This window comes from Arthrobacter caoxuetaonis (assembly GCF_023921125.1).
Taxonomy (GTDB): Bacteria; Actinomycetota; Actinomycetes; order Actinomycetales; family Micrococcaceae; genus Arthrobacter_B; species Arthrobacter_B caoxuetaonis.
Window position 1 is genome coordinate 1,735,564 of the sequence record NZ_CP099466.1, and the last position, 25,507, is coordinate 1,761,070.

Consider the following 25,507-nt stretch of genomic DNA (forward strand, 5'->3'; position numbering starts at 1 on the left):
GGTGCGCAGGTTGGCCAGTGAAGGGACCCGCCCCTGTCTGCCCTGGGGCATCCGGGTTCCTGCCCTGATGGAACGCCCCGGCCACACTGCCAATCCTCGACGCGCTCCACGATGATATGTGCTGCATTTCGTGAAGGCCAACGGCAAGACCCGCCGAAAGTCTTCAAGCTGTCCGAGCTGGAGCTGGCGCCCGGCCCCGGCTGCTTTGAGACCGCGCCCGCGTTCCTGGTGCGTGCGCCTTGACCCCGCAGGAACAACGGGGCGTACTGTCGATGTGTGGCTGAGAGCCCAAAGCCTGGACCCGCCGGGAGGATGTCCCGGCCCTCACAGGTGGTCTTCCTGGGGTTCGTTGTAGCTGCGCTGTGCGGAACGGGACTGCTGATGCTGCCGGCGTCCGTTGCTGGTCCGGGGGTGGTTTCCTTTTCCGACGCGCTCTTCACCTCTGTTTCCGCACTGTGCGTGACGGGTCTTTCGGTTGTGGAAACTCCCGTCTACTGGTCGGGCTTCGGGCACGCCGTCATCCTGGCGCTCATTCAGGTCGGCGGGCTCGGCGTCATGACCTTTGCCTCCATCGTCGGACTGGCTGTGATGGGCAGGTTCCGGTTCCGGTCACGTCTCCAGGCCATAGCGGAGAGCCGAAGCCCCGAGCTGGACAGCGCCCCCAGGGTGATTGCCGGCGTCGTCCGCATCTCCCTAATCACCGAAGGCGCCGTGGCTCTTCTGCTCGCGCTGCGCTTCTGGCTGGGTTACGGCAAAGGGCCGGGGGAAGCGGCGTGGCTGGGGATCTTCCACGCCGTTTCGGCCTTTAACAACGCCGGTTTCGCGCTGTTCAGCGGCAACCTGGAGGACTTTGCCTCGGACCCGTGGGTCTGCCTGCCCATCGCGGCAGCCGTCATCATCGGAGGATTGGGGTTTCCTGTCCTGGTCCAGCTTCGCCGCGCCTGGGGCCGGCCGCTGGCGTGGACCATAAATACCCGCATGGTGCTCTGGGGAACACTGATCCTGCTTCCGGCCGGCACCCTCTACATAGCTGTCTGCGAGTGGAGCAATCCCGCCACCCTGGGAGCCCTGGACTGGCCGTCACGCATCCTTGCCGCGTTCTTCATGTCAGTCCAGACCCGCACCGCGGGTTTCAGCAGCATTGACGTTGCTGACATGGACCCGCTCTCCTGGGCGGGGATGGACGTGCTGATGTTCATTGGGGCGGCGCCCGCCGGAACCGGGGGAGGGATCAAGATCACCACCTTTGCCGTACTGGTGTTCATGGTCGCCGCCGAGCTTCGGGGGAATACCGAGCTCACCGCCCTGGGCAAGGCGCTCCCCGCGTATGCCACACGCCAGCCCCTCGCCGTCGTCCTTCTCGCTGGCGCATTGGTTGGTGTTTCCACCCTGGGGCTGATGGCGATCAGCGACTACACCCTGGACCGGGTGCTCTTCGAGACGATTTCCGCCTTTGGCACCGTTGGCCTCTCGACGGGCGTGTCTGCGGACCTTCCAGTGCCGGGAGAGCTGATTCTGGTCATACTGATGTTTGTGGGCAGGCTCGGCCCCCTCCTGCTGGCATCAGCGCTGGCATTCCAGGAGCGGAAGCTGCAGTACCGCCTCCCGGAGGAAAGGCCGATCATTGGCTAGGCTCAAGATCTTTATGGGACGGGACCTGGACCGGGTTACCGATACCGACGCTGTAGCCGTCATCGGACTGGGGCGGTTCGGGCAGTCCCTTGCCCTGGAACTAATGGCCAGCGGTGTGGACGTGCTGGGCATCGATGGCCAGCAGGACGTAGTGCAGCGCCTGGACGGCAGGCTCACCCATGTAGTCGCTGCCGACGCGACCAGGGCAGAAGTGCTGCGGCAGCTTTCCGTTCCCGAATTCGACCGCGTTGTGGTTGCCATCGGCGGGGATGTCGCAGCCAGCATCCTGACCGTATCCCTGCTGCTGAGCTTCGATATCCCGCAGATCTGGGCTGAGGCAGTCAGCGAACCGCACGGCACGGTCCTGCAGCAGCTCGGAGTGCATCACGTGATTTACCCCGAGAAGGACATGGGGCGGAGGGTGGCCCACCTGGTGCAGGGAAGCATGCAGGACTACATTCCGGTGGGCGGGGACTTCGCCGTCGTTGAGACATCGCCGCGCCGGGCCGTGGCGGGCTCGGCGATCTCCGAAGCGCAGACGCGGCGGCGTTTTGGCGTGGAGATCGTCGCCATCCGCAAGAACGGCGGCGGCTGGATGTTCGCGGATCCGGATTTGTACATCGAAGAGGGCGACGAACTGCTGATTGCCGGGCCAACCCGCAAGGCGGAGGCCTTCAGCCGCTTGTAAGGCCGGCGCCGCACCCGGATCATCATGCCGGTGCAGCCTCAGGCGAGGGACATAAAGAGCTTCTGCATTTCCTTGCGGTCCATCGACGGGTTCTCACTCGTGAGGCACTGCTCAAGCCCGGAAGCGATGATGGCGAAACCGGCCCGGTCGATCGCTTTGGAGACAGCGGAGAGCTGCGTAACGATGTCCTTGCAGTCACGGCCCTCTTCGAGCATGCGGGTTACGGCCGCGAGCTGGCCCTGGGCGCGCTTGAGCCGGTTGATGATGGGGGCGGTGTCGTCGGTTTCGAGCTGCATATGTGTACTCCTGGTTCTGTTCCGGTCCATCGTATACCCCCTCGGGTAATTTGCATACCCCAGGGGGTATGCGTACCGTTGTCGGCATCCGGGACAAACGTCCGGGTTTGTGTTTTATGAAGGAGAACATCATGTGCCGTGCCGTCAATTGCCGCAGCTGCGGAAAGTCCACCTGGGCCGGATGCGGCAACCATGTCCAAGAGGTCATGAGGCACATCCCCAAGGCTGAACGCTGCACCTGCGATCCCAACGCACCCAAGCAAAAGGATGCCGGATCGGGCTGGTTGGCGAAGCTGTTCGGCCGCTAGAGTCCGCGGACGCCGTCGGGCAGATCAGGCGCGTCGAATTTCTGGCGGTCGCACTCCGCCTGCAGCGCGGGATACGTCTGCGCTATGAGGTCCAGGATGCGGTTGCGAACCACGAGGTAAGCCTCGCCGACACCCACCACTCCCTTGAACCCCTTGAGCTCTTCCTCGTAGGAAGTCTGCCTGTGCCTGAGGTAGTTCACGGTCATACGGTCCCGACGGGCCTGGGACGTGCGCGGACCCGCGGGTGACTGGTTCCGGCGCAGCCGGGCGTTGTAGTGTTCCAGCGCCTTCGCCTGCACCTCGTCCCAAGGCTCGGGGACAATCCGGAGTTCCAGGCTGTGCGCCAGCGCCACGGCTTCCTTCTTCTTTTCCAGGGCCCGTTCCCGGGCGGCCACCTGCCGATTGCGGGACGCTTCCCGGGCCCGGCGGAACTCCTCGGTTTCCTCGACAGACTCCACGCGCTCCAGGGCATAGAGCTTCATGGGGGCAGCCTTGCGGGAGAAAGGATTGCGGGCCGTCCGGTCGGGTTCAGGAAGAAACGCCTTGATCTGGGTGTCGGTCCACCCGCGGTCCTTCTTCAGGTCCGCCGCAATGAGGAACCCTTCGCTCCCGGCGGGCTTTGGTCGGGGCGGATGGTGCTTTCCTCGGGACATTGCGGCTTCTTACATCTGGTGCGGAACAGGGCGTCCTCCAGTCTAGTGAGAGCGCAGGCAGCCGGCGAAAAGCGCCGCACCCGTTGCCTGCCCGGGTGCGGCGCCGTCGTTCGTTGGCCTGCCGTGGCTAGGAACCTCCGTAGGCCCGCGGCAGCTTAATGCCGCGTTCCTCCATGACCAGCCGCAGCCGGGTCGGGTAGTCAGTGATGATGCCGTCCACGCCGAGGTCGATGAGGTAATTCATGACGGCCGGGTCGTTGACGGTCCAGGGGACAATCTTCAGGCCGAGCTCATGCGCCTCGGCGACCATCTGCCTCGTCACCGAGGTGTAGATGGGGGAAATGACGTCGTATCCCTGTGCTGCCGCGGCCTTGGCGATCGAGCCGTCATAGTCATCGATGTCGATTCCGCCGAGGATCGGCGCTGCACCTGGCTGCCCGATTTCCAGCGTCTCCGGCGCGGCTGCGAGCGCCACCCGGGGCAGGTTGGGAGCAAGCCGCCCCACCAGGTTCAGTGCAGACCAGTCGAACGACTGGACCGTAACCCGGTCCGACATGCCCGAGCGCCGGATTTCGCGAACCACCGCACGGGTCAGTGCGGCCATTTCCGGGCCGCCGGCGCGTCCTTCCTCCACCTTGGTTTCGATGTTGAAGCCGACGCCGCGGGCCCTCATCTCCCGCACGAGGGCAAAGACGTCCCTGAGCTCGGCGATCCTGTTGCCTTCCACGACCTGCTGCTCCGGATAGCCCGGAAGCTGCTGGAAACCGCAGTCCAGGGTCTTCAGCTGCGCCAGTGTCAGTTCCGCCACCCGGTCACCCACATAGGGGAACTCCGGGTCGTTTGCGGTGGCCGGTGCGCTGTCGCGGCATTTGGTGTCCAGGATGACGTCGTCATGCCAGACGATGACGGCTCCGTCCTGGGAGAGGTGCGTATCCAGTTCCAGGGTGCTGACGCCCAGCTCCAGGGAGTGCCGGAAGGCGGCCAGCGATTCCTCCGTATATTCGCCCCGGCCGCCGCGGTGGGACTGGAGGTCCAGGGTGGAGCGTTCGACGCCGGCCCGCATCTGCCCGACCATGACGTCGAAAATGTGCGTGTCCTCGTAGAACCCGCCCAGCTGGGAGGAACCGGGACCCATCGCGGTCAGGGGGACGTCGAGTGCGGTGTGCCCGTCGGTCGTCCAGTCCACCGAGAAGACCTGATCCGAGTTGGCCACCGGCAGCGGACCGTCCTCAGCGGAAATGCCGTCGCCGGACTCATCTTCCTCGTCGTTGAAGGCTTCGATGGTCATGCCGCCGGTCTGGTGGTCGCCGACGACGATCAGCAGGGTGTTGCCGTCGGCTTCTGCGAAGTTGCGTGCCACCTCGACTGACTGTTCAAAGGCGATGCCGGCCTTAATCGTCAGTTCGGCGTCGTTGACGTGTGCCATTGAATCGATGCCCTCGTCCTCCACCATGAGGAAGAACCCGGCGTCGTCGTTCCCGCCGCCGCCTCCGCCGCCGTGGCCGCCGCCGCCGTGGCCGCCGCCTCCGCCGCCGTGGCGGGCTGCGGCAGCCCCGGTGTCCGGTGCCGTCAGCAGCTCAAGTGCCTTTTGGGTCATAGTGGTCAGGGGGATGGAGGGCTCGTAGATTTCCTCGACGTCGTCGCCGTACTGGAACATCTCTTCATTGGCGAACAGGCCCAGGACCTTGGGCCCCTGCGCCTGCAGCAGTCCCGCTTCGTCCCAGACGTACTCGTAGCCGTCTGCCTGGGCCTGTTCCACCAGGTTTACTGTTCCAGTGCTTTCCTCCGCGGGGTCTTCGGGCGGGTTGTCCGGATACTTGCCCGGGTTGCCCACCGGGTACCAGTGGTCCTCGCCGCCGCCCAGAATGACGTCCGGCCGGCTCGACTCGAGGAACTGGCGGGCAATTTCGCTCTGTTCGCCGCGGTCAGCAACATGGGCCCCGAAAGCTGCAGGCGTGGCGTCGGTGACCTGAGCCGTAGTCACCAGCCCGGTGGACTTGCCCAGTGCCGCCGCGATTTCCAGTGCGGTGGGAACGGGAACGCCGTTCAGGTCGACGCCGATCGCACCGTTGTAGGTCTTCACTCCGGTGGACATGGTGGTTGCCGCCGCGGCCGAGTCGGTCACGAACGTCTCCGGGTCTGCCGAGTTGGTGTGGACCAGGCCCAGCTCGGGCAGCGAGTCCATGACGAGTTCACCGGTAAGGCCAACATGGGAGAGCCGGATGGCGTTGCGCTGCGCAGTTCCCATTCCGTCGCCGACCATCAGGATGATGTTCTTCGCGGCCTGCGGTTCCTGCGGGGTTTTATCCTTCCGGTGCCCGGCCTGTTCCAGTCCGGCACCTGCCGACGGATCGTCCGGCGGAGCAGTGGCAACGGTGCCTCCGCTGCAGCCGGAGAGTATGAGACCGCCCAGTATCGCCGTCGTTACGGTCAGTTTTCTCTTGTTCATTTGTGTTTTCCCGTCTCAGAGTGCGCGAGTGGTGACGCCTTCCCCCCCTGTACAAGTGGGTCAACACTCAATACGCAAGACAGGACTGTCAACAGCAGGACACAAATCCAGCGGGTCCGTCCGGACAGATTTCCGGCCGGCTTCAGGGCCTACTCGAACCGGGACGGATCCCCGGTGCCGACGCGCACTACTTCTGCGATGCCGGAGGAATAGTCGATCACGGTTGTCGGGTCGGGGCCGCAGTGGCCGGAATCCACAACGCCGTCCACCTCGTGTTCCAGCCGGTCCTGGATTTCCCATCCCTCCGTCAGGGCTTCCTCCTGGCCAGGCAGCAGCAGCGTGCTGGACAGCAGCGGCTCACCGAGATCTTCCAGGATCGCCTGCACCACCTTGTGGTCCGGAATCCTGACGCCCACGGTCTTTTTCTTGGGATGCAGCAGCCGCTTGGGCACTTCCTTGGTGGCGGGCAGGATGAAGGTGTAGCTGCCCGGCGTCACCGACTTGATGGCCCGGAAAACATCGTTGTCCAGCTGGACAAACTGTCCCAGCTGGGCAAAGTCGCGGCAGACCAGCGTGAAGTGGTGCTTGGCATCCAGCTGGCGGATAGTGCGGATCCTGTCCAGCGCGTCCCGGTTACCCACCTGTGCACCCAGGGCATAGCAGGAGTCCGTGGGATAGGCGATGAGCCCTCCGTCGCGCAGCATAGCCGTGATCTGGCTGACGGTGCGCGGCTGGGGATTGTCCGGATGAAGATCGAAATAGCGGGCCATCCCATGAGCTTACGCGGCGAGGCCAGCGTATGGGTGCTGTGCGGGGCCAGCCGCGCTGTGGGGCTGGACTGCCCGGAGAGCCGGAACCATACTTCCGGCATGAGAACACCAGAGCCGGTGCGGTCCACCCGGGAGAAAAGCCTCATTCTCCTGGAGGCAGCTGTTGGAGCAGCGTCGCTGGGCTCCGGAACGCTCCTCGCCCTGCGCCCGGACGGAGCCTTCCTCCATTCCGGTCCTTCGGCACTCCGGCGCACCCCGTTCCACAGCTGGCGGGTGCCGGGACTGCTCCTTGCTTCCGGGTTCGGCGGGGGATACCTCCTGGCAGCCCTCCTGCAGCTGCGCCGGCACCGCTATGCGCGGGCAGTTGGCGTGGCAGCCGGGTCAGCTCTGGTGGTGCTTGAGGCCTGGGAGGCCGTGTGGATCGAGTATCAGCCGCTGCTTGCCCTCTATGCGGCCGCCGGAGGGGCTGTGGCGGCGCTGGCCTGGAAAGGCTAGGAGTCCTCGGGTGTTTCGATGGACACCATCCAGCTCGTGCCGAACCGGTCCGTCAGCATGCCGAAGAGGTCACCCCACGGGGCCCGCTCGAGGGGCACCTGCATGGTGCCGCCGTCAAGCAGCCGGTCCCAATAGCCCCTCAGCTCGTCTGCGTCTGTGCCGCTGAGGGAGATGGAGTAGCTGCTGCCTTCATCAAGCTCCATGCTGTTTGGTGTATCCGAACCCATCAGGACAAACCCGTTGTCCGTGGTGAGGGAGGCATGCATGATCTTCTCGGCCTCTGAAGGATCTTCACTGGCCTGCATTTCCCCGTACGAGGTCATCTCCAGTGTTCCGCCAAAGACATGCTGGTAGAAGGACATCGCTTCGGCGGCGTTATCCCGGAAACTCAAATAGGGGTTCATGAGGCTGGACATAGCGAGGTCCCTTCAGGTTGGTCCTGACTCGACGGGTGGGGCTCTGATGGATCAAAAGTATGCACTTGGACACACCGCGGCGGAAGGGGGACCCAAAAAACCGTCTCCGACAGGGGGTTCGGCTGCGGTGCCTTCGTCCCGGAGGCACTTCCCGGTCCCGGCCGGGGCGTAACGTGGAAAAGTTGGGTTAGGCAACCTAATTCATTTCTGCGGGACGTGAGACGGAGTGCAAGTGGCAGCAGGCCAGACGGAAGAGAACCGGCAAGGGGTGCAGGGGAGGCTGTGGAGTAAGCCGTTCAGCCTCGCCATAGGAGTGAACTTCTTTATCTCCCTGGTGTTCTACCTGCTTATGACCTCTATGGCCCTCTATGCGGTCCAGCGGTTCTCCGCCTCCGACACGGCTGCCGGGCTGACGGCCGGCACGTTTGTGCTCGGTGCCCTGGCCGCGAGGATCTTCGCAGGGAAGTTCCTGGATTTCATGGGCAGGCGCCGCATGCTGCTCACGGGACTCTTTTTCTATACTGCGGCCTCGCTGCTCTATATCCCCGCTGACAGCCTGGCACTCCTGATCGCTATACGGGTTATTCACGGCGCAGCGTTCGGGATGGCCAGCACGGCTATCAGCGCATCCGTCATGGCGCTCATTCCGGCAGGGCGCCGGGGCGAGGGAACGGGGTACTTCAGCATTTCCAATACCCTGGCGACCGCCGTCGGGCCCTTCCTGGCGGTGCTCCTGGTGGACCGCACAAGTTACGACGTCCTGTTTATGGTCACCACAGGCTGCGCAGGTGCAGCCCTGGCGGTGGCTTTGCTGCTCCGGCTGCCCGAACGCACCCTGACACCGCATGAACTGGCAGCCAAGTGGCGGATGCGTCCCTCGGACATTTTCGAGCCGCGCGCAGCAGCCATCGCCTCGGTAATGCTCGTGGCCGGGGTGGCCTACTCCGGAGTGCTCACGTTCCTGAATTCCTATGCCCAGCACCGGGACATGGTGGCAGCCGCCTCGGCCTTCTTCCTGATCTATGCCGGAATCGTCCTGGTCTCACGGTTCGTGGTGGGCAGGATCCAGGACTCGCGGGGCGATAACGCCGTCGTGTATCCGATCCTGGCGTCCTTCGCTCTCGGGCTGGGCCTGCTTGCGTGGGCTCCGAACGGCGCGGTGCTTGCCGTGGCCGGCGCCTTTGTGGGGTTGGGTTTCGGTGCGCTCATGCCCACCGCACAGGCAATTGCGGTCACGGTGGCTCCCGACCACCGGATTGGGATCGCAACCTCCACGTTCTTCCTGGTCCTGGATGCCGGCATCGGCCTCGGGCCGTTCCTGCTGGGGCTGCTCATTCCGCTGACCGGCTTTACCGGCATGTACGCCGTCCTGGCCGGGGTGGTTGTCGTTTCCATGGTGCTCTACCACTTCGTCCACGGCCGCAGCCAGCAGCCCGGGGGAGCGCGATAGCCCAGCGGCTGCACAACGCTGACAAGGCGGCACCGGCAGGATAGCCTGCCTGAATGGCAGCGAAGGCGACAACCATTTCCGTGCCCGGGCCCGACGGCGAGCGCGAAGTCAGGATCTCCAGTCCGGACCGCGTCCTGTGGCCGGAGCTTGGGTTCACCAAACTCGATTTGGCCGAATACATCAAGGCGGTTGGTCCGGCGTTCGTTGCCGCCAACGGGGACCGGCCGCTTTCGCTGCAGCGGTTTCCGGAAGGAATCGACGGGGAGCAGTTCTTCTCCAAGAATCCGCCCAAGGGTGCCCCGGCCTACGTACGGGATGTCATGGTGGTCTACCCAAGCGCCCGTTCCCACCCCCAGCTGGTCATCGACGAGCCCGCCGCGGCTGTCTGGGCGGTGCAGATGAACACCGTCGTCTTCCATCCGTGGCCCTCCCGTGCCGGCAACTCCGATAACCCCGACCAGCTGCGGATCGATCTTGACCCCCAGCCCGGGACCGATTTCGACGACGCAGTCCCTGCCGCCCTGGCGCTGCGGGAGGTGCTCTCCGAAGCCGGCCTTGATGCCTTCGTCAAAACATCGGGCAACCGCGGACTCCACGTCTTCGCACCCATCGAGCCTGTCCGTGAGTTCCAGGATGTCCGGCACGCAGTGATCGCCGCAGCCCGGGAACTGGAACGGCGAATGCCCCAGCAGGTGACGACGTCGTGGTGGAAGGAAGAACGCGGCGAAAAAGTGTTTGTCGATTTCAACCAGGCGAACCGGGACCGGACCATGGCGGGTGCCTACAGTCCGCGCGCGCTGGCGCACGCACCTGTTTCCACGCCGGTCACCTGGGATGAACTGGAAAGCGTGGATCCCACAGCGTTCACCGTCCTGACCGTGCCTGAGCGCCTTGCTTCAGTGGGGGACCCCTGGGCAGCAATGTATGAGGAGCCGGGGGCAATCGACGTCCTGCTCCAGTGGTGGCAGCGCGACCTCGACGCCGGGTTGGGAGAACTGCCGTTCCCGCCGGACTACCCCAAGATGCCGGGGGAGCCGCCGCGGGTCCAGCCAAGCCGCCGCAGGATGGAGTAACACCGGTGACTTAAATCACACTGGCAACGGGAAGCCCCGGGCATGGCTGACTGTTAACAATGAGTGGCAATTGCACCAGACAGAAAGCAGCACTCATGAGCATCAGCAGCACCGACTTCCAGAACGAGTTCGTCGTGGACAACGCAGCCCTGGACACTCTCTTCCTGGAGGCCCGCACAGCAAACACCTTCAGTGCCGAAGAGGTTACCGATGAGCAGCTGCGCGCGATCTATGAGCTGACCAAGATGGGTCCGACGTCGATGAACATCCAGCCGATGCGGATCACCTGGGTGCGTTCCGGGGAAGCACGGGAGCGGCTCGTGAAGCACATGGCCGAGGGCAACCAGGCAAAGACTGCAGCAGCCCCGGTGGCAGCGGTGCTCAGCTTCGACACCGAATGGCATGAAGGCTTCCCGACCTTCTTCCCGCACGCTGCGGACCGTAAGGCCATGTTCGACGGCAACGAGGAACTGCGCACCGTCATGGGCAACAACAACGCTCACATGCAGGCTGCCTACTTCATCATGGCCGTCCGCTCCGTTGGCCTGGCCGCCGGCCCGATGGGCGCTTTCGATGCCGCGGGCATCGATGCCGAGTTCCATTCCGGCACCAGCCAGCGCACCTTCATGGTCGTCAACATTGGCAAGCCGGGCGAGAATGCCTGGTTCGACCGCCTTCCCCGTTACGACTTCGATGCCGTAACCACCACCGTCTAGTTTTTCCAGACGGGAAAGGACCGGCTTCGGCCGGTCCTTTCTGCGTTTCCGGCACGCATTCCGCCCGCTGCGGCCCCGGACCCCTGTGCCGCCTTCTCCGCCAAGGGCAGGGGTGGGAGGATGGCAATGCCCGAAAGGCAGGACACATGGCGACAATCACCGTGGTAATCCCTTCCCGAAATGATGCACCGTTCCTGGCCCGTTGCCTGGAAGCGCTCAGCCACCAGACCAGGCCGCCGGATGAAACCCTCGTTGTGGACAACGGATCCACTGACAACACTGCCGCTGTCTGCGAAGCAGCCGGCGTCCGGAGAATCACCGAAGACGTGCCGGGGATAGCGGCGGCCACTGCGTGCGGTTTCGATGCCGCCAGCGGTGATGTCCTTGCCCGGCTCGACGCCGATTCGGTACCCCCGGCTGACTGGCTTGAGCGGATGGAAATCCTGCTGGGGGCCACAGGCGAGCTCACGGCCGTCACCGGACCCGGGGATTTTTACGGCGGTAACCGGCTGACCCGGTGGATCGCCGAGCATATGTACATTGCAGGCTACCGCTGGTCCATGAACCTGCTGCTCGGCCACCCTCCGCTCTTTGGATCGAACTTTGCCATGCGCGCCTCGATGTGGAAGCGGCTGAGCGAGTCAGTCAAGCGCAGTGACGAACGCATCCACGACGACCTGGACATCAGTTACCACGTCGCACCGGATATGGATGTGGTGTGGGACGACTCCCTCCGTGTGGGAGTGAGTGCCCGTCCGCTGGAAAGCTGGAAGGGACTTGGGCGGCGCCTGTCCATGGCATGGCATACCTTCCGCGCTGAATTCGCGGAGGAAGCTCCGCTGAAACGGCTGCGGACGCGGCGGCAGCGGGCTGCGGCCAACGACGGCGCTGCGGCGCCGGAAACGGACTGACCGCGCTGATTCGCACGCCGGCATGGACGTTAGGCCGCCGGCTTGGAGGCCCGTTCATACAGCGAGAGCAGATCCTGGGTGAGCTGGTGCGGATTCGTCTCGCACGGACTGTGCCCTCCCCGGTAAACGGCCAGCCGGGCGCCGACGGCGGACGCAAAGTCAGCATGTTCCTGGTTTGGCCAGATGTCATGCTCACCCACCGCCACGAGCTTGGGAACGGCGGACTGGGCCAGCTGGGCGCCAAAGTCTGGAACATCGCGCAGCAACCCCATAATGTCCTGGATCGACCGGCGCCGGGTAAGGGCAAAACGCTGGTGGACGAAGCGCATCCTGGCCGGCGGGACCCGGACAAAATTCCGCTTGACACCCCAAACGATCAGCGACGCGCTCAATTTCGCCGGCACCAGCCGAGCGAACGGACCCAGGACCGGAACTGCCCGGAACGACAGGCCTGCGACCGGCGGTGTGCTCATCAGAACGAGGCTGCGGAAAGCGTCTGGCGAGCGGAGCAGTCCCAGTGCCGAGACGACACCGGAAAACGAATGTCCCAGCACGTGCGCGGGGCCGTTCAGCCCGGCGAGGATAGTCAGCAGATCCTCTACGTAGAGCCGGTAGTCGTAGTGCCTGCCGGGCGGATCCAGGTGCTCGGGGCCGGCCGCTGCGGACTCATACTGTCCGGCAATGTCGTAGGACAGGACGTAGTAACCGCTCGCCGCCAGCAGCGGCATGACCAGCGAAAAGTCTTCCTTGGACCCCATCACGCCGGGCACGAGCACGACGGTGGGAGCGGCAGGGTTCCCCATCGCCAGGGCAGCAAGTGATCCGCTGGGAGCCGGGAGCTGAAGGCGGCGGGAACCGGCGGGCGGCACCGACCAGTCGATATCGGGGAGACGGGAGTCCAGCACGGCAGCAGGTGGGGAAACACCCCAGGAACCGCCGTCGGACGCGTTCCAGCGGTCCTCCAGGGAAGCCATACCTAACGATAGCCAGCACCGTGCCGGGCCGGGACTACGGGAGAGCCTTTACACCTCCAGAAGCGAAGATCAGAATGACGGCATCCAACTGCAGCCGCAGCGGAGACACTTCCCACCCCAGGAGGGTAATCATGGAACTCCCTACGCCCCGGCCCGTTCCGGACCAGGGCATCAAAGACAAGCACCGCAAGCTGTGGGCCCTGGGTGACTACGGTGCAGTTGCCCGTGAGGTTATTCCTTCCCTGGGTCCCATCCTGGTCAACGAGGCCGGAATCGGACCGGGGGACTACGTCCTGGACGTTGCTGCGGGCACAGGCAACGCCGCCATACCGGCTGTTGCCACCGGCGCCTCAGCGGTGGCCCTGGACCTCACGCCCGAACTTATCGAGCTGGGCAAGCTCAATGCACCCCAGGGCGGAGAGGAACTTCAATGGGTAGTGGGCGACGCCGAGGATATTCCCTTTGAATCAGGAACATTCGACGCCGTGATTTCATGCGTTGGCGTCATGTTTGCCCCGAACCACGGGCAGGCTGCCGCTGAACTGGCCCGGGTCACCCGTGAAGGCGGGACCGTGGCGCTGCTGAATTGGACCCCGGAGGGCTTCATCGGGGAGATGTTCAAGATCATGCGTGAATACCAGATGCCGGCCCCGCCCGCATCACCCGGACCGCCCATGTGGGGCCATGAGGACTACGTTGCCTCGCTCATGGACGGCCTGTTGGAAGGGCTGGTCAGCCGGCGGGAGGTCCTGACAGTGAAGAGGTTCGCTGAGCCGGACCACTTCCGCGAATTCTTCAAATTGAACTACGGTCCCGCCGTCGGGGTGTACCGGGGCCTGGGCCAGGATGAGGAGCGGAGCGCTGCGCTGGACCGCGAACTCTCCGGGCTGGCCGAACGGTACGCGCGGAGTACGGAGGACGGAATGGAGATGGACTGGGAGTATCTCCTCCTGCGCGGCAGTGCGCTTGGATCCTGACCTGCTGACGTTTTTCTACGCGCTGGGCCGGGGATAGACTCTGACGTGCACCTCTCGTCCGAGCTTAGGAGTCGACCTTGTCCCGGAAACGCCGGCCCAATAAGTACGTTTACCGCTCGATCGTGATGGCTGGCGTGGCAGCGGTCAAGCTTTTCCGTGTCCCGGTCATCGCTTCGGGAGTTGAGCACTTTCCGGCCGATGAGGTCATCAAGGGCCTGGACCGCAAAGTGGTGCCCGGCAAGGGTGCCGTTGTTGCCATCACGCATTTCGGGTACCTCGACTTCGTGTTTGCCGAATACCTGATCTGGAAGCAGATCAAGGTGCACATGCGCTACCTGGTCACCAAGAAGGCAGCCCGGAAGAAGTTTGTCGGTGCGGTTTGTGAATGGTGCGAACACATTGTGGTTGACCGTTCAGACGGCGCAGCCGCTTACGTCGAGTCGGTGGAGAAACTGCACCGCGGGGACTACCTCGCAGTGCTTCCGGAGGCAGGCGTGAGCCGGAGCTTTACGGTCCGGCAGCTGAAGACAGGCGCCGTCCGGATGGCGGCCGAAGCAGGCGTGCCCATCATTCCGGTGTCGGTGTGGGGCGGACACCGCATGCTGACACGGGGCCATGGCCTGAGCCTGAAGGCAGTGTGGAAGACCCCTGTCCGGATCCATGTGGGCGAACCGCTCCGGGTGGATCCGAACGCCTCAGTTGCCGAGGAAACCGCACGGCTGCAGAAGGTGCTGCAGGCCGGAATCGACGAATGCATTGACACGTATCCGGAAGAGGCGCCGGCCGGAGCCTGGTGGATGCCGGTCAGCCGGGGCGGCTCGGCCATGACTCCGGAAGAGCAGATCATCCTGGATGAGGCGGACCGCGCCAAGTACAAGATCACCGGCTAGCGGGTTCGGCGATGTCCTCTGACCGCCGGGCATCGGTCCCTGTCCGCACCCGCCTTGCTGACGGCCGGGAGCTGCTCTACTTTTTTGACGGCGACGGCGGGCGGCCACACGCGTCCCTCCCGGAGGACACCCGGGAGCTGCCCGCGAGGCCTGCGACACCCGAGCTGCGCTATGACCGGCTGCTCGGGGAGTGGGTGTCCTACGCGGCGCACCGCCAGTCCCGCACGCACCTGCCGCCGGCCCGGGAATGTCCGCTCTGCCCGTCCTCGGATACACGTGCCACGGAAATTCCGGCGCCGGACTATGACGTGGCAGTCTTCGAGAACAGGTTCCCGGCCTTCGGCCCGGAGACCGGCGGTGCACTGCGCCCTCCGGATTGGGCTTTCGAGGAGTTTCCCGCCGTCGGGCGCTGCGAAGTGGTTGCTTTTTCCGCCGACCATGCAGCGTCCTTTCCCGGCCTGACGCGCCAACGGGTCCGGACCGTGATCGATGCCTGGACGCACCGGACGGCCGAGCTTTCCAGGCTTGCGGGGGTTGGACAGGTCTTCATCTTCGAGAACCGCGGTGCCGAAATCGGCGTCACCCTGCACCACCCGCATGGGCAGATCTATGCGTATCCGTTCCCCACGCCGCGGACGCTCACCCAACTGGAGAGCGCCCGACGGTACCGGGCTGAGGGGCGGGGCGAGCTGTTTGCGGACCTCCTCGCAGACGAGCTGGCCGACGGCCGGCGGATCGTGGCACGCGGCCGCTACTGGACCGCCTATGTTCCCTATGCGGCGCGGATGCCCCTTGAGGTCCACGTAGTCCCGCACCGTTCCGTCCCCGACCTGCCGGCCCTGAGCCATGAGGAGCGCGAAGAGCTCTCGGGGCTCTACCTGGATGTCCTGCAGCGGATCGAAGCGCTGTATCCCACACCCACCCCGTACATTGCGGCCTGGTACCAGGCTCCGGTGAACCATCCGCTGCGCGGGCAGTACCGTGTCCACCTCCAGGTCACGTCGCCTCGCCGGGCTGCCGGCAAGCTGAAATACCTGGCCGGGTCCGAAGCCGCCATGGGGGCCTTCATCGGTGACGTCATCCCGGAAGACACCGCTGAACGCCTGCGCGGAGCACTGCCGCCGTTCGCGGCCTCCCGGGCCGCGGAGGATGAGGCATGACGACGCCGGTGCAGGCAACAGCCGAGCGGTTCCGGAAGCTCTACGGCAGGGCGTCGGCCGGCCTCTTCTCCGCGCCGGGACGGGTGAACGTGATCGGGGAACACACCGACTACAACCTCGGGTTCGTCCTGCCGGCCGGCATCAACCGGCGGGCCCGGATTGCCGTTCTGCCGCGGGGGGACGGTGTCCTGCGGATGGCCACCACCGGCACCGGGGACCCGGCCGAGAGCACAGTTGCGGAGCTTGGTCCCGGGATGCTGCAGGGGTGGAGCCGCTATGTTGCCGGCGTGCACTGGGCGTTTGGACTTCGCGGGGTTGCGGTGCCGGGCATGGACATCCTGCTGGACTCCGACGTCCCGGCCGGGGCTGGGCTTTCCTCATCCGCGGCGATCGAATGCGCGGTGGCGCTGGCCGTCAACGAATTTTCCGGGGCAGGGCTTCCGGCGGAGGACCTGGTGCTGCTGTGCCAGCAGGCTGAGAACGACTTCGCGGGCGCACCCACCGGCATCCTGGACCAGTCCGCATCGCTGCTGTCCACGTCGGGGCATGCTCTCTTCCTTGACTGCCGGACCCGCGAATCGCGCCACGTCCCGCTCGACCTGGCGGGGGAAGGGATGGCCCTGCTGGTCATCGACACCAAAGTGAGCCATGCGCATGACTCCGGCGGGTACGCGGACAGGCGGGCGGATTGCGAACGGGCCGCCGCAACACTTGGGCTGGGGTCCCTCCGTGAGATCAGCCTGCCCGACCTGGTGCTGGCTGCACCGTCCCTGGATGCCCTTGCCTACCGCAGGGCACGGCATGTGGTGAGCGAGAACGCGAGGGTACTCTCCGTCGTCGAACATCTTGAAGCCGGCAGGCGGGCAGCGGGGCTGGGCCCGTGGCTTGCCGCCAGCCACGAATCCCTCCGGGACGACTTCGAGGTTTCCTGTCCGGAACTGGACCTTGCAGTGGAAGCCGCCATGGCGGCGGGAGCAGCCGGAGCGCGGATGACCGGTGGCGGCTTCGGCGGATCGGCGATCGCCCTGGTGCCGGCGTCCGACGCCGCGAGGATCGGATCAGAGGTCTGCCGTGCCTTTGCCCGGGCGGATTTTCTCGTCCCCGAAGTTTTCGAGGTGGTACCGGAAGACGGAGCGCGGCGCGAGTTCTAAGAACCGCCGCCGGCTCCGCGTCGGTCCGGCTAGCCGATGGCCTCGCGGATGGGGGTATCCCCGTTGATGAACTCAATGAACTGCCCGATGGTGCCCGGACGTTCCAGTACCTGCGCGGCAACTGCCGCAACATCCGTGCGGGAGACACTTCCGTCCTGTCCGGGGCCAACGCTGATTGCTCCGGTACCGGGATCGTTGGTCAGGGCGCTGGGTCCCAGGATGGTCCAGTCCAGCCCGCTGCGCCGCAGGTAGTCGTCCGCAGCTGCCTTTGACTCGGCATAGGCGTAGAAGGGGTTGTCCTCGGGAACGCCGTGATCCTTGCCGGCACCCATGTAGGAGACCATGACGTAGCGGTTCACCCCTGCCTGTTTGGCGGCGTCGATCGACCGGATCGCAGCATCACGGTCCACCGCGTACGTCCGTTCCGGCGAGCCGCCGCCGGCACCGGCGGACCACACCACCGCATCATGGCCGACAAGCTTCTCAGCGATCGCGCCGGAGTCCAGCTGCTCCACGTCGGCCACAACGGGAGCCGCTCCGGTGGACTGCACTTCGGCCACATGGTCGGGATTGCGGAACAGTGAGGTGACCTGGTGTCCGTTCGAAGCCAGATCCTTGGCCAGCTGAAGGGCCACCTTGCCGTGTCCGCCGATAATTGCCACTCGTGCCATGTTGTTCCTCTCGTAGGGACGTCCTCAATCGCCCAGGGGCGTCCCCAAAAGCATAAGCATACTTATGGTTGCTTTGTCGAAACCCATGCCTGCAGCTGCCCCAAAGGGCACCTTAGCCACATCAGAGCCTTTCCGGCCGGGAGGTATGGTGCCGGTCCGGTGTGCTGGCTAGTATCCGAAATGGCTCCGCGGCACCCAGCGGCCAGCCGACGCCGGGCCGAAAGGATGTCTATGTCTACTGCAACCGCGGAAGCAGACCTCACCGTCCAGACCGCCGAGGGGCCTGTCCGCGGCAAAACAGCCGGCGGTACCCGGACCTGGCGCGGAATTCCCTACGCAGCACCTCCCATCGGTGAGCTCAGGCTGCGCCTGCCCCGCCCGCCGGCACCGTGGCGGGACGTCCTGGATGCAACGGACTTTGGGCCCTGGGCTCCCCAGCGGACACGCCGTCTGCTGGGAGGGGCGTCCCCCGGAACGCCGAGGAGCGAGAACTGCCTCACCATTAACGTCACCGCTCCCATGCAGCCCTCCGGGGACCCGTTGCCGGTGCTGGTTTTTTTCCATGGCGGGGCCTTCACCTCGGGTTCCGGCGCGATGGGCATCGCTGACGGGTCCGGGCTGTCTGCTGGCGGCAACGTCGTCCTCGTGTCCATGAATTACCGGCTGGGTGCCCTCGGCTTCATGGATTTCCGTCCCTATTCCACACCGGAGCGGACGTTTGACGTGAACGTGGGACTGGCCGACCAGATCGCCGCCCTGGAGTGGGTGCGGCGCAATATTGCGGCGTTCGGCGGAGACCCGGGAAACGTCACGATCTTCGGCGAATCGGCAGGAGCCATGTCCGCGCTGACGCTGATGTGCATCCCGTCTGCCGCTGGCCTCTTCCACCGGGCGTTCCTGCAGAGCCCTGCACCGTCGTCGGCCTACGGTCCGGAACTGGCATCCGGATTCGCCTCGGAACTGCTGGGCCTGCTTGGCGTTGGATCCGGAGGTGCAGCCGAAGCCCTGGCGGAAATCCCCGCTAATGCACTGGTTGACGCGGCAACGCAGCTCTCGAAGAAAATCATCCCTGATGCCTATCCCGGAGCGCTGAGCTTTGCGCCCGTCGTTGACGGATCGTTCCTGCCGCTTCACCCCATCGATGCCTTCGAGCAGGGCCGGGCAGCAGCTGTTCCCATGGTGATCGGAACGATGGAAAACGAAGGAACCCTGTTCGAGAAATTGGACGACGTCCTTCCGACCAACCAGGCGCGCATTGAGAAAATGTTCGAGTTGACTGCACCCGGGCTGCGGGACCAGGTCATTGCCGGCTACCGCGGCTACCCGCATAAGAAGCAGGCAGTTGAAATTGGGGGAGACGCCGTGTTCTGGCACCCGTCCATCCAGGTAGCCCAGGCGCATGCAGAACACGCGGCGACCTGGTCCTACCGGTTTGACTACGCTCCACGCACGGCCAGGGTGGCGGGACTGGGGGCTACCCACGGGCTGGACCTTGCCGCGGTGTTCGGCACCTACGATTCCGGCCCCGGCAAGAACCTGGTGAGGCTCGGGAACAAACGGACCGCGGCCAATGTCGCCCACCGATTCCAATCCGCGCTGCTCCGCTTTGCGCGGACCGGTGCTCCGGGGCCAATGTGGCCGAAGTACGACCAGACATCACGCCGGACCAAGATCTTTGACCGGTATGACCGGATTGAACTTGACCCCCGCGCCAGCAGGCGGAAAGCCTGGGACGGTTACCGCGGCTGGCGCTGATTTCCTCTGTGCCGGGGCCTCCCCGCCGGGCACATAAGATTAACCAATGACCGCTACACTCGTCGCCCGGGAACTTTCCGGCGGCCACGCCCACCGCGTCCTCTTTTCACATCTCTCCCTCACGGTGGGACCGGGCGACGTCGTCGGGGTGGTAGGTGCCAACGGCGCCGGAAAGTCCACGCTGCTTCGAATCCTGGCAGGCGCGGCCGAGCCGATGGCTGGCACCGTTGAACGGCATCCAGTGGATGCCTTCGTTGGCTGGCTTCCACAGGAACACGAGCGGGTCGAGGGTGAAACCGTGGCCGACTACATCGCCCGCCGCACCGGGGCAGCCGCTGCCACCGCTGCCATGGAGGCCGCAGCAGACGAACTTGGCGCAGAAACCGCGGGCAGCGGGGACCGGTACGCGGCGGCACTGGAGACCTGGCTCGCCTCCGGCGCCCCCGACCTGGACGAACGGATGCCTGCCGTGCTGGCCGAGCTGGGCCTGGATGTTGGTCCGGAGGCCCGAATGACGGGGCTTTCCGGCGGACAGGCAGCCAGGGTATCCCTGGCTGCCCTGCTGCTCAGCCGCTTCGATATCGTCCTGCTCGACGAGCCCACCAATGACCTGGACCTGGACGGACTGGCCAAGCTGGAGGAGTTCGTCCGCGGGCTGCGCGGCGGCGTCGTCCTGGTGTCGCATGACCGTGAGTTCCTGGCCCGCTGTGTGACCACTGTGGTGGAGCTGGACCTCGCCCAAAACCAGGTAGCAGTGTACGACGGCGGCTACGATGCCTTCCTGGAGGAACGTGCCGTGGCCAAGCGGCACGCGAGGGAAGCGTACGACGAGTTTGCCGGCCGCAAGGCAGACCTTGTGGCCAGGGCCCGGACGACGCGGGAATGGAGCTCCCAGGGTGTGCGGAATGCCATGCGGAAATCCCCGGACAATGACAAGATCCGGCGCAAAGCAAGTACTGAGTCCTCCGAGAAGCAGGCCCAGAAAGTTCGGCAGATGGAGTCGAGGATCGCTCGGCTGGAGGAGGTGGAGGAGCCGCGGAAGGAATGGCAGCTCCAGTTCAGCATTGCTCCGGCGCCGCGGTCCAGTTCTGTGGTGGCGACCCTGAACGAAGCTGTGGCCCGAAAGGGCGATTTCACGCTCGGGCCGGTGTCCCTGCAGGTCAACGCCGGGGAGAGGATCGGCATCACGGGCCCCAATGGAGCAGGAAAGTCGACCCTGCTGGCGTTGCTGCGCGGCATCCTGGAGCCTGAGGCAGGAACGGCGTCGCTCGGTGCATCCGTGGCGGTGGGGGAGATCGACCAGCTGCGCGGACAGCTTCCCGCCGGAGAGCGGCTCGCTGATGCTTTCGAAGCATGCGTTCCCGAGATGACTGCCGCGGAAGTGCGGACCCTCCTGGCGAAGTTCGGGCTGAAGGCAGATCAGTCGGGCAGCCTCGTGGGAGCGCTTTCCCCCGGGGAGCGGACCCGGGCCGCGCTGGCACTCCTCCAGGCCCGCGGGGTGAACCTGCTGATCCTCGATGAACCCACCAACCACCTCGACCTTCCCGCCATCGAGCAGCTGGAGGAAGCGCTGGAGAGTTACGAGGGCGCGCTGCTGCTGGTCACCCACGACCGCCGGATGCTGGAGAACGTGCGTCTGGACCGGCTCTGGAATGTTGAGGCCGGGCGCGTCAGCGAAAGCTAGCCGGCCCTCCTGTTGCCACATCCGTCTCACCCGTAACGTCGGCTGGGAATCCGTGCACGGCCGCTCTCCGGCTACACCCTGCTATGGGAACAGTGGCGACGCGGAGACAGCACCACGCCGGCGCTGCAGTTTGGGTAAACGCTGCTTTGGGTGCGGAAACACTGCGCTTTGGGTTCGGAAATAATGCGTTCCGGGATTTCGCTGCACCCTGTGACACGGATTCGCTGCGTTTCGGGACAAACCGGTCGTTCGGGGAAAATCTGGCCAAGGCGCCGCGCAGCAAATTCCCACAGCAACCGAATCATCCCTAAACGCAGCAAAACCGGACGGGCGCCAGAATGACTGACATGAGTCACGGGAACACTGGTTCCCATGCCCGCAGTGACAGGACCCAGCAGCGGTTCGCGGCGTTCGGTGGAACCTGGCGGTGTTCGGCGGAATAGGGGACGATCCGCGAACAACGGCCCGATCAGGTGAGCGCTTTGACTGTACGGCGCCCGGAATCCGGTTCCTCACTGCGACGCCTGGCGGGAGCCGAACTGACCTGGGCGGTTGCACTGAGGGATCCTCTGCTGCACAAACGCTGTTATGGCTCCGCCGCAGATTCCTTTGCCGCAATGACGTCCCGCTGACCGGCCCAAAACGACATCATTGCAGCAACAAATGGAAAACGACCGCTCTAAACTGCGTTACTGCGTCAACGGATGCGAATCTGGCCCCGGCTACGGTCTCGCCACTGAAAGCGGCCCTTCACAGTGGGACTTTTTGTCCGGGGGCTGTGGCGGATGTTAAAGATGTGATAATAGTTTCCTAAAGGGCGTTCACTGTCTCATGGATGATCAACAGTGACGCCGTCTCTCAGGGGAAAGAAGTTGTTATGGCTTCGATGAGCGCATGGATGACAGCTCAGCCAAGGTCGAATTACCAGCGTGCCACCAACAGGACGCCGGCAGCACTGCGCATCATTGACGCGCCGGTCCTGCTTACTGTCTGGATGCTCTGCGTCCTGACAGACTGGTCGACGCCGGCAAAGGTGGCGCTGAACGCCGCAGCAGTTGCGCTGCTCTGCCTCAAGGAAGTTGCCGTCCACCGGCATCTCCGCCACCAGGCTCCGGCCCGCAACCTAGTCCTGGTCCCCGCTCCGGCGTAGTCACGTCCCCGCTCCGGCGTAGTCACGTGGCTTTCCGGCCACCGGCTCTGGCCCTCATCGGCCAAGAAGCCTATCGTTGATAAGCGCGGTACGGTTCCCGGGTTGCCTGTACGGCATCCGGTTATTGCTCCGGAGTTCGCTTTTGCTCCCTCAGTACTTTCCTTCGGGTTCCGTCCAAGACGGCGCAGTGATGCGTTCTCCCCGGCGGAAGCAGGCGAAGCATGTCCCTGGACATATCAGCCCTGGAAGTTGAGACGGCAAACGGATGGGTCCGCGGAATCGTGGACGACGGCGTACGCACCTGGCGGGGGATCCCCTACGCCGTGCCGCCCCTGGGCAGCCTGAGGCTGCGGGCACCGCAGCCGCCGGAGAGCTGGCCGGGAGTGCGGGACGGCTCCCAGTTCGGTCCAATCCCGCCCCAGTGGCGGGGAATCGCGCTGACCGGCTCGCGCCGCCGTCCGCTGATGAGCGAGGACTGCCTGACGGTCAACGTGAGTGCACCGCTGGAGCCGCCGTCGAAGCTGCTTCCGGTTCTCGTGTACTTCTACGGGGGAGCGTTCAGCTCCGGTTCCTCGGCAGTGCGCACCTACCGCGGCGCCAACCTGGTCCGGACCGGCGACGTCGTCTACGTCTGCCTCAACTACCGGATCGGCGCCCTCGGTTTCATGGACTTCACGTCCTTTTCCACCCCCGAGCGTCCCTTTGACGCCAACGTCGGCTTGCGGGACCAGGTCGCTGGCCTCGCCTGGGTCAACCAGAATATTGCCGCGTTCGGCGGCGACCCGGACAACGTCACGATCTTCGGCGAGTCCGCCGGGGGGATCTCGGTGACAGCCCTGATGTGCATACCGTCCGCGGCACCCTATTTCCACAAGGCGTTCGCGCAGAGTCCAGCCCCGTCCGGAGTGTACTACCCAGACATGCATGAGCAGTGGGCACTGGACCTGCTGGAGCTCCTCCGGATTGACGAGGCACACGCAGCGCAGGCCCTGGACAGTATTTCCGCGGCGAAGCTGGTAAACGCCACCCGGGAAATGACTTCGAAGATTGGGCCGGTGCAAATGCCGGGCTCGCTCAGTGTTTCTCCCGTGGTCGACGGGAACTTCCTGCCGCGCCATCCCATAGACACTTTCCTGGAGGGAGAGTCCTCACCGAAACCGCTTGTCCTGGGAACCATGGCACAGGAGGGCGCGCTGTTCGCGAAACTGGACAACATCCTGCCCTCCACCCCGGCCCGGCTCGAGCGCATGTTTGCCGGAACCGATCCGGCCGCCAGGGACCGGATTGTTGCGGCCTACCCCGGATACCCGTCCAAGGAGCGGTCCATTCAAATCAGCGGTGACCTCGTCTTCTGGTATCCCAGCCAGATGGTGGCCGAAGGCCATTCCCGGGTAGCGCCCACCTGGACCTACCGCTACGACTTCGCCACAAGGCTCATGAACCTTCTGGGTTTTGGGGCAACACACGCTTTTGACGTTCCCGTCATGTTTGGCGAGACGAATAAGCGGACGATGCGTGCGCTTTCGCTGCTGGGAGGCATGGATGCCCTTAGGGAACTTTCCGCACGGTTCCAGGGATCGCTGATCAGCCTCGCCAAGGACGATTTGCCGGGCGAGGACTGGCCGGAATACGAGGAACTCAACCGGCATACCCGCATCTTCGACACGGAGGACAGGATCGAATCGGATCCGTTCCCCGAGCGCCGCGAAGCGTGGAAGGGGTACAGGGGGTATGTATGAGCCGTCTCCATCCATGGAGTAGCGGGCCAGCCCGTGAGAGTGTTAAGCAGACTTATGGTTATGTCCTTCAGACCTGACGAGGAGCCAGCATGAGTTCACATTACGACGTCGTTGTCCTGGGAGCGGGGCCCGGCGGCTACGTAGCGGCGATCCGGGCGGCCCAGCTGGGCCTGAGTGTTGCCATAGTCGAAGAGAAATACTGGGGTGGAGTGTGTCTGAACGTGGGCTGCATTCCGTCCAAGGCCCTGCTGCGGAACGCTGAACTGGCCCAGATCTTCACACGCCAGGCTGGCGAGTTCGGGATGCACGGAGAGGTGAGCTTCGACTATGGGGCCGCTTACGACCGCAGCCGGCAGGTGGCGGACGGACGGGTCAAGGGCGTCCACTTCCTGATGAAGAAAAACAAGATCACGGAATACGACGGACGCGGCGTGTTCAAGGACGACCACAGCATGGAAGTCACGCTGTCCTCCGGCGGCACTGAGGAAATCACGTTCGACAACGCCATCATCGCCACCGGAGCCACGGTCAAACTCCTTCCGGGTGTGGAACTGAGCGAAAACGTGATCACCTACGAAACCCAGATCCTCAGCCGTGACCTGCCCCGGAAGATGGTGATTGTGGGTGCCGGCGCCATCGGCATGGAGTTCGGCTATGTCCTGCGCAGCTACGGTGTCGATGTAACCATTCTCGAGTTCATGGACCGTGCCCTGCCGAACGAGGACGCGGACGTTTCCAAGGAGATCACCAAGCAGTACAAGAAGATCGGGATCCCCATCCATACCTCGGCGAAGGTAGAGACGGTCACGGACAACGGATCGTCCGTTACGGTCAAGTACACGGACAAAAGCGGCGCCGAACAGAGCATCGATGCCGACCGGGTGATGATGTCTGTGGGCTTTGCTCCGCGATTGGAAGGCTTCGGCCTGGAAACCACCGGAGTGGAAGCCACTGACCGGGGCGCAATCGGCATCGACGACTACATGCGCACGAACGTGCCCCACATCTTCGCGATCGGAGATGTAACCGGGAAGCTCCAGCTGGCGCACGTCGCCGAGGCCCAGGGCGTTGTTGCGGCGGAAACGATCGCGGATGCCGAGACCATGCCGCTGGGTGATTACCGGATGATGCCGCGGGCGACGTTCTGCCAGCCGCAGGTCGCCAGCTTTGGATTGACGGAAGCGCAGGCACGCGACGAGGGCCACGACATCAAAGTCGCAGTTTTCCCTTTTACCGCCAACGGCAAGGCCCACGGCCTCGGCGAACCCGTCGGTTTCGTGAAGCTGATCGCGGACACCGCCTACGGAGAGCTGCTGGGCGGGCACATGATCGGCCCGGACGTCTCTGAACTGCTGCCGGAACTGACACTGGCGCAAAAGTGGGACCTCACGGCGGCGGAGCTGGCGCGGAATGTCCATACGCATCCAACGCTGAGCGAGGCCCTTCAGGAAGCCTTCCACGGACTCACGGGCCACATGATCAATTTCTGAGCCCTCAGC

General features: G+C 64.6%; 24 protein-coding genes. 17 read left to right on the plus strand and 7 right to left on the minus strand.

Translation table 11 applies throughout. From position 1 onward, the window contains the following. Positions 1 to 276 precede the first annotated feature (276 nt). Both NF551_RS07955 and NF551_RS07960 read left to right on the plus strand, forming a co-directional pair. Positions 277 to 1,632, plus strand: coding sequence for a TrkH family potassium uptake protein (locus NF551_RS07955; protein WP_227896826.1), 1,356 nt, complete (start codon positions 277 to 279; stop codon positions 1,630 to 1,632). 13 nt (positions 1,633 to 1,645) lie between these two features. Beyond that, a complete protein-coding gene (locus NF551_RS07960) occupies positions 1,646 to 2,320 on the plus strand; it encodes a potassium channel family protein (protein ID WP_423722196.1) in 675 nt (224 codons plus the stop codon). Positions 2,321 to 2,358: 38 nt separating this feature from the next. Here NF551_RS07960 and NF551_RS07965 read toward each other — a convergent pair whose 3' ends face one another. Continuing rightward, positions 2,359 to 2,616 carry a metal-sensitive transcriptional regulator gene (locus tag NF551_RS07965; protein WP_227896824.1) on the minus strand — a complete coding sequence of 86 codons (258 nt, stop codon included), beginning with the start codon at positions 2,614 to 2,616 and terminating at the stop codon, positions 2,359 to 2,361. 131 nt (positions 2,617 to 2,747) lie between these two features. Here NF551_RS07965 and NF551_RS19075 point away from each other — a divergent pair, with 131 nt between their 5' ends. Further along, the gene (locus tag NF551_RS19075; RefSeq protein WP_489886056.1) at positions 2,748 to 2,924 is read left to right on the plus strand and encodes a DUF8730 family Cys-rich protein; all 177 of its coding nucleotides are present in this window, start codon (positions 2,748 to 2,750) and stop codon (positions 2,922 to 2,924) included. On the opposite strand, the gene NF551_RS07970 is transcribed toward NF551_RS19075, so the two are convergent. The 3 genes from NF551_RS07970 to NF551_RS07980 all read right to left on the minus strand — a co-directional run bounded on the left by NF551_RS07970 (position 2,921) and on the right by NF551_RS07980 (position 6,796). Beyond that, on the minus strand, positions 2,921 to 3,577 hold the full coding sequence (locus NF551_RS07970) for a hypothetical protein (protein ID WP_227896823.1): 657 nt from the start codon (positions 3,575 to 3,577) through the stop codon (positions 2,921 to 2,923). The genes NF551_RS19075 and NF551_RS07970 overlap by 4 nt on opposite strands. Positions 3,578 to 3,704: 127 nt before the next feature. Then, positions 3,705 to 6,026 carry an alkaline phosphatase gene (locus tag NF551_RS07975; protein ID WP_227896822.1) on the minus strand — a complete coding sequence of 774 codons (2,322 nt, stop codon included), beginning with the start codon at positions 6,024 to 6,026 and terminating at the stop codon, positions 3,705 to 3,707. Positions 6,027 to 6,175: 149 nt separating this feature from the next. Beyond that, the gene (locus tag NF551_RS07980; RefSeq protein WP_227896821.1) at positions 6,176 to 6,796 is read right to left on the minus strand and encodes an L-threonylcarbamoyladenylate synthase; all 621 of its coding nucleotides are present in this window, start codon (positions 6,794 to 6,796) and stop codon (positions 6,176 to 6,178) included. A gap of 99 nt (positions 6,797 to 6,895) precedes the next feature. On the opposite strand from NF551_RS07980, the gene NF551_RS07985 reads away from it, so the two are divergent. Next, a complete protein-coding gene (locus tag NF551_RS07985) occupies positions 6,896 to 7,291 on the plus strand; it encodes a hypothetical protein (protein ID WP_227896820.1) in 396 nt (131 codons plus the stop codon). On the opposite strand, the gene NF551_RS07990 is transcribed toward NF551_RS07985, so the two are convergent. After that, positions 7,288 to 7,707, minus strand: a complete 420-nt coding sequence (locus NF551_RS07990; protein ID WP_227896819.1) for a VOC family protein — start codon at positions 7,705 to 7,707, stop codon at positions 7,288 to 7,290. The two genes, NF551_RS07985 and NF551_RS07990, sit on opposite strands and share 4 nt — an antisense overlap. Before the next feature lie 232 nt (positions 7,708 to 7,939). On the opposite strand from NF551_RS07990, the gene NF551_RS07995 reads away from it, so the two are divergent. The 4 genes from NF551_RS07995 (at position 7,940) to NF551_RS08010 (ending at position 11,857) form a co-directional block, all read left to right on the plus strand. Continuing rightward, entirely contained in the window at positions 7,940 to 9,157 is a 1,218-nt protein-coding gene (locus NF551_RS07995; RefSeq protein ID WP_227896818.1) for an MFS transporter, read from the plus strand. Positions 9,158 to 9,210: 53 nt separating this feature from the next. Then, positions 9,211 to 10,230, plus strand: coding sequence for a non-homologous end-joining DNA ligase (ligD, locus tag NF551_RS08000; protein WP_227896817.1), 1,020 nt, complete (start codon positions 9,211 to 9,213; stop codon positions 10,228 to 10,230). A gap of 95 nt (positions 10,231 to 10,325) precedes the next feature. Continuing rightward, complete coding sequence (locus NF551_RS08005) at positions 10,326 to 10,946, plus strand: malonic semialdehyde reductase (RefSeq protein WP_227896816.1); 621 nt, start codon at positions 10,326 to 10,328, stop codon at positions 10,944 to 10,946. A gap of 146 nt (positions 10,947 to 11,092) precedes the next feature. Continuing rightward, complete coding sequence (locus tag NF551_RS08010; RefSeq protein ID WP_227896815.1) at positions 11,093 to 11,857, plus strand: glycosyltransferase family A protein; 765 nt, start codon at positions 11,093 to 11,095, stop codon at positions 11,855 to 11,857. Between the two features lie 29 nt (positions 11,858 to 11,886). On the opposite strand, the gene NF551_RS08015 is transcribed toward NF551_RS08010, so the two are convergent. Continuing rightward, positions 11,887 to 12,831, minus strand: a complete 945-nt coding sequence (locus NF551_RS08015; protein ID WP_227896814.1) for an alpha/beta fold hydrolase — start codon at positions 12,829 to 12,831, stop codon at positions 11,887 to 11,889. A 131-nt stretch (positions 12,832 to 12,962) separates the two neighbouring features. On the opposite strand from NF551_RS08015, the gene NF551_RS08020 reads away from it, so the two are divergent. From NF551_RS08020 to galK, 4 genes are all read left to right on the plus strand, one after another. Further along, the gene (locus NF551_RS08020; protein WP_227896813.1) at positions 12,963 to 13,808 is read left to right on the plus strand and encodes a class I SAM-dependent methyltransferase; all 846 of its coding nucleotides are present in this window, start codon (positions 12,963 to 12,965) and stop codon (positions 13,806 to 13,808) included. Between the two features lie 77 nt (positions 13,809 to 13,885). Beyond that, complete coding sequence (locus tag NF551_RS08025; RefSeq protein ID WP_227896812.1) at positions 13,886 to 14,698, plus strand: lysophospholipid acyltransferase family protein; 813 nt, start codon at positions 13,886 to 13,888, stop codon at positions 14,696 to 14,698. An 11-nt stretch (positions 14,699 to 14,709) separates the two neighbouring features. Further along, positions 14,710 to 15,858 carry a galactose-1-phosphate uridylyltransferase gene (galT, locus tag NF551_RS08030; protein ID WP_227896811.1) on the plus strand — a complete coding sequence of 383 codons (1,149 nt, stop codon included), beginning with the start codon at positions 14,710 to 14,712 and terminating at the stop codon, positions 15,856 to 15,858. Beyond that, positions 15,855 to 17,009, plus strand: coding sequence for a galactokinase (galK, locus tag NF551_RS08035; protein WP_227896810.1), 1,155 nt, complete (start codon positions 15,855 to 15,857; stop codon positions 17,007 to 17,009). The genes galT and galK overlap by 4 nt, the downstream gene beginning before the upstream one ends. A gap of 29 nt (positions 17,010 to 17,038) precedes the next feature. On the opposite strand, the gene NF551_RS08040 is transcribed toward galK, so the two are convergent. Beyond that, positions 17,039 to 17,680, minus strand: a complete 642-nt coding sequence (locus NF551_RS08040) for an SDR family oxidoreductase (protein ID WP_227896809.1) — start codon at positions 17,678 to 17,680, stop codon at positions 17,039 to 17,041. A gap of 231 nt (positions 17,681 to 17,911) precedes the next feature. Between NF551_RS08040 and NF551_RS08045 the strand changes: the two genes are divergently transcribed. From NF551_RS08045 to lpdA, 5 genes are all read left to right on the plus strand, one after another. Continuing rightward, positions 17,912 to 19,435, plus strand: a complete 1,524-nt coding sequence (locus NF551_RS08045; RefSeq protein WP_227896808.1) for a carboxylesterase/lipase family protein — start codon at positions 17,912 to 17,914, stop codon at positions 19,433 to 19,435. Positions 19,436 to 19,481: 46 nt separating this feature from the next. Then, positions 19,482 to 21,119, plus strand: a complete 1,638-nt coding sequence (locus NF551_RS08050; RefSeq protein WP_227896807.1) for an ABC-F family ATP-binding cassette domain-containing protein — start codon at positions 19,482 to 19,484, stop codon at positions 21,117 to 21,119. 877 nt (positions 21,120 to 21,996) lie between these two features. After that, complete coding sequence (locus NF551_RS08055) at positions 21,997 to 22,269, plus strand: hypothetical protein (RefSeq protein WP_227896806.1); 273 nt, start codon at positions 21,997 to 21,999, stop codon at positions 22,267 to 22,269. 221 nt (positions 22,270 to 22,490) lie between these two features. Then, entirely contained in the window at positions 22,491 to 24,008 is a 1,518-nt protein-coding gene (locus tag NF551_RS08060) for a carboxylesterase/lipase family protein (RefSeq protein WP_227896805.1), read from the plus strand. 89 nt (positions 24,009 to 24,097) lie between these two features. Continuing rightward, positions 24,098 to 25,498 (plus strand): dihydrolipoyl dehydrogenase, encoded by a 1,401-nt coding sequence (gene lpdA / locus NF551_RS08065; RefSeq protein ID WP_227896804.1) that lies wholly within the window; start codon positions 24,098 to 24,100, stop codon positions 25,496 to 25,498. Positions 25,499 to 25,507 lie beyond the last annotated feature (9 nt).

What these genes read in the sequence shown, in the direction of transcription:
- NF551_RS07960 (WP_423722196.1), top strand. Translation starts at nt 1,646, where the DNA reads ATGGGACGGGACCTGGACCGGGTTACCGATACCGACGCTGTAGCCGTC.
- NF551_RS07965 (WP_227896824.1), bottom strand. Translation starts at nt 2,616, where the DNA reads ATGCAGCTCGAAACCGACGACACCGCCCCCATCATCAACCGGCTCAAG.
- NF551_RS19075 (WP_489886056.1), top strand. Translation starts at nt 2,748, where the DNA reads ATGTGCCGTGCCGTCAATTGCCGCAGCTGCGGAAAGTCCACCTGGGCC.
- NF551_RS07970 (WP_227896823.1), bottom strand. Translation starts at nt 3,577, where the DNA reads ATGTCCCGAGGAAAGCACCATCCGCCCCGACCAAAGCCCGCCGGGAGC.
- NF551_RS07975 (WP_227896822.1), bottom strand. Translation starts at nt 6,026, where the DNA reads ATGAACAAGAGAAAACTGACCGTAACGACGGCGATACTGGGCGGTCTC.
- NF551_RS07980 (WP_227896821.1), bottom strand. Translation starts at nt 6,796, where the DNA reads ATGGCCCGCTATTTCGATCTTCATCCGGACAATCCCCAGCCGCGCACC.
- NF551_RS07985 (WP_227896820.1), top strand. Translation starts at nt 6,896, where the DNA reads ATGAGAACACCAGAGCCGGTGCGGTCCACCCGGGAGAAAAGCCTCATT.
- NF551_RS07990 (WP_227896819.1), bottom strand. Translation starts at nt 7,707, where the DNA reads ATGTCCAGCCTCATGAACCCCTATTTGAGTTTCCGGGATAACGCCGCC.
- ligD (WP_227896817.1), top strand. Translation starts at nt 9,211, where the DNA reads ATGGCAGCGAAGGCGACAACCATTTCCGTGCCCGGGCCCGACGGCGAG.
- NF551_RS08005 (WP_227896816.1), top strand. Translation starts at nt 10,326, where the DNA reads ATGAGCATCAGCAGCACCGACTTCCAGAACGAGTTCGTCGTGGACAAC.
- NF551_RS08010 (WP_227896815.1), top strand. Translation starts at nt 11,093, where the DNA reads ATGGCGACAATCACCGTGGTAATCCCTTCCCGAAATGATGCACCGTTC.
- NF551_RS08015 (WP_227896814.1), bottom strand. Translation starts at nt 12,831, where the DNA reads ATGGCTTCCCTGGAGGACCGCTGGAACGCGTCCGACGGCGGTTCCTGG.
- NF551_RS08020 (WP_227896813.1), top strand. Translation starts at nt 12,963, where the DNA reads ATGGAACTCCCTACGCCCCGGCCCGTTCCGGACCAGGGCATCAAAGAC.
- galT (WP_227896811.1), top strand. Translation starts at nt 14,710, where the DNA reads ATGTCCTCTGACCGCCGGGCATCGGTCCCTGTCCGCACCCGCCTTGCT.
- galK (WP_227896810.1), top strand. Translation starts at nt 15,855, where the DNA reads ATGACGACGCCGGTGCAGGCAACAGCCGAGCGGTTCCGGAAGCTCTAC.
- NF551_RS08040 (WP_227896809.1), bottom strand. Translation starts at nt 17,680, where the DNA reads ATGGCACGAGTGGCAATTATCGGCGGACACGGCAAGGTGGCCCTTCAG.
- NF551_RS08045 (WP_227896808.1), top strand. Translation starts at nt 17,912, where the DNA reads ATGTCTACTGCAACCGCGGAAGCAGACCTCACCGTCCAGACCGCCGAG.
- NF551_RS08050 (WP_227896807.1), top strand. Translation starts at nt 19,482, where the DNA reads ATGACCGCTACACTCGTCGCCCGGGAACTTTCCGGCGGCCACGCCCAC.
- NF551_RS08055 (WP_227896806.1), top strand. Translation starts at nt 21,997, where the DNA reads ATGGCTTCGATGAGCGCATGGATGACAGCTCAGCCAAGGTCGAATTAC.
- NF551_RS08060 (WP_227896805.1), top strand. Translation starts at nt 22,491, where the DNA reads ATGTCCCTGGACATATCAGCCCTGGAAGTTGAGACGGCAAACGGATGG.
- lpdA (WP_227896804.1), top strand. Translation starts at nt 24,098, where the DNA reads ATGAGTTCACATTACGACGTCGTTGTCCTGGGAGCGGGGCCCGGCGGC.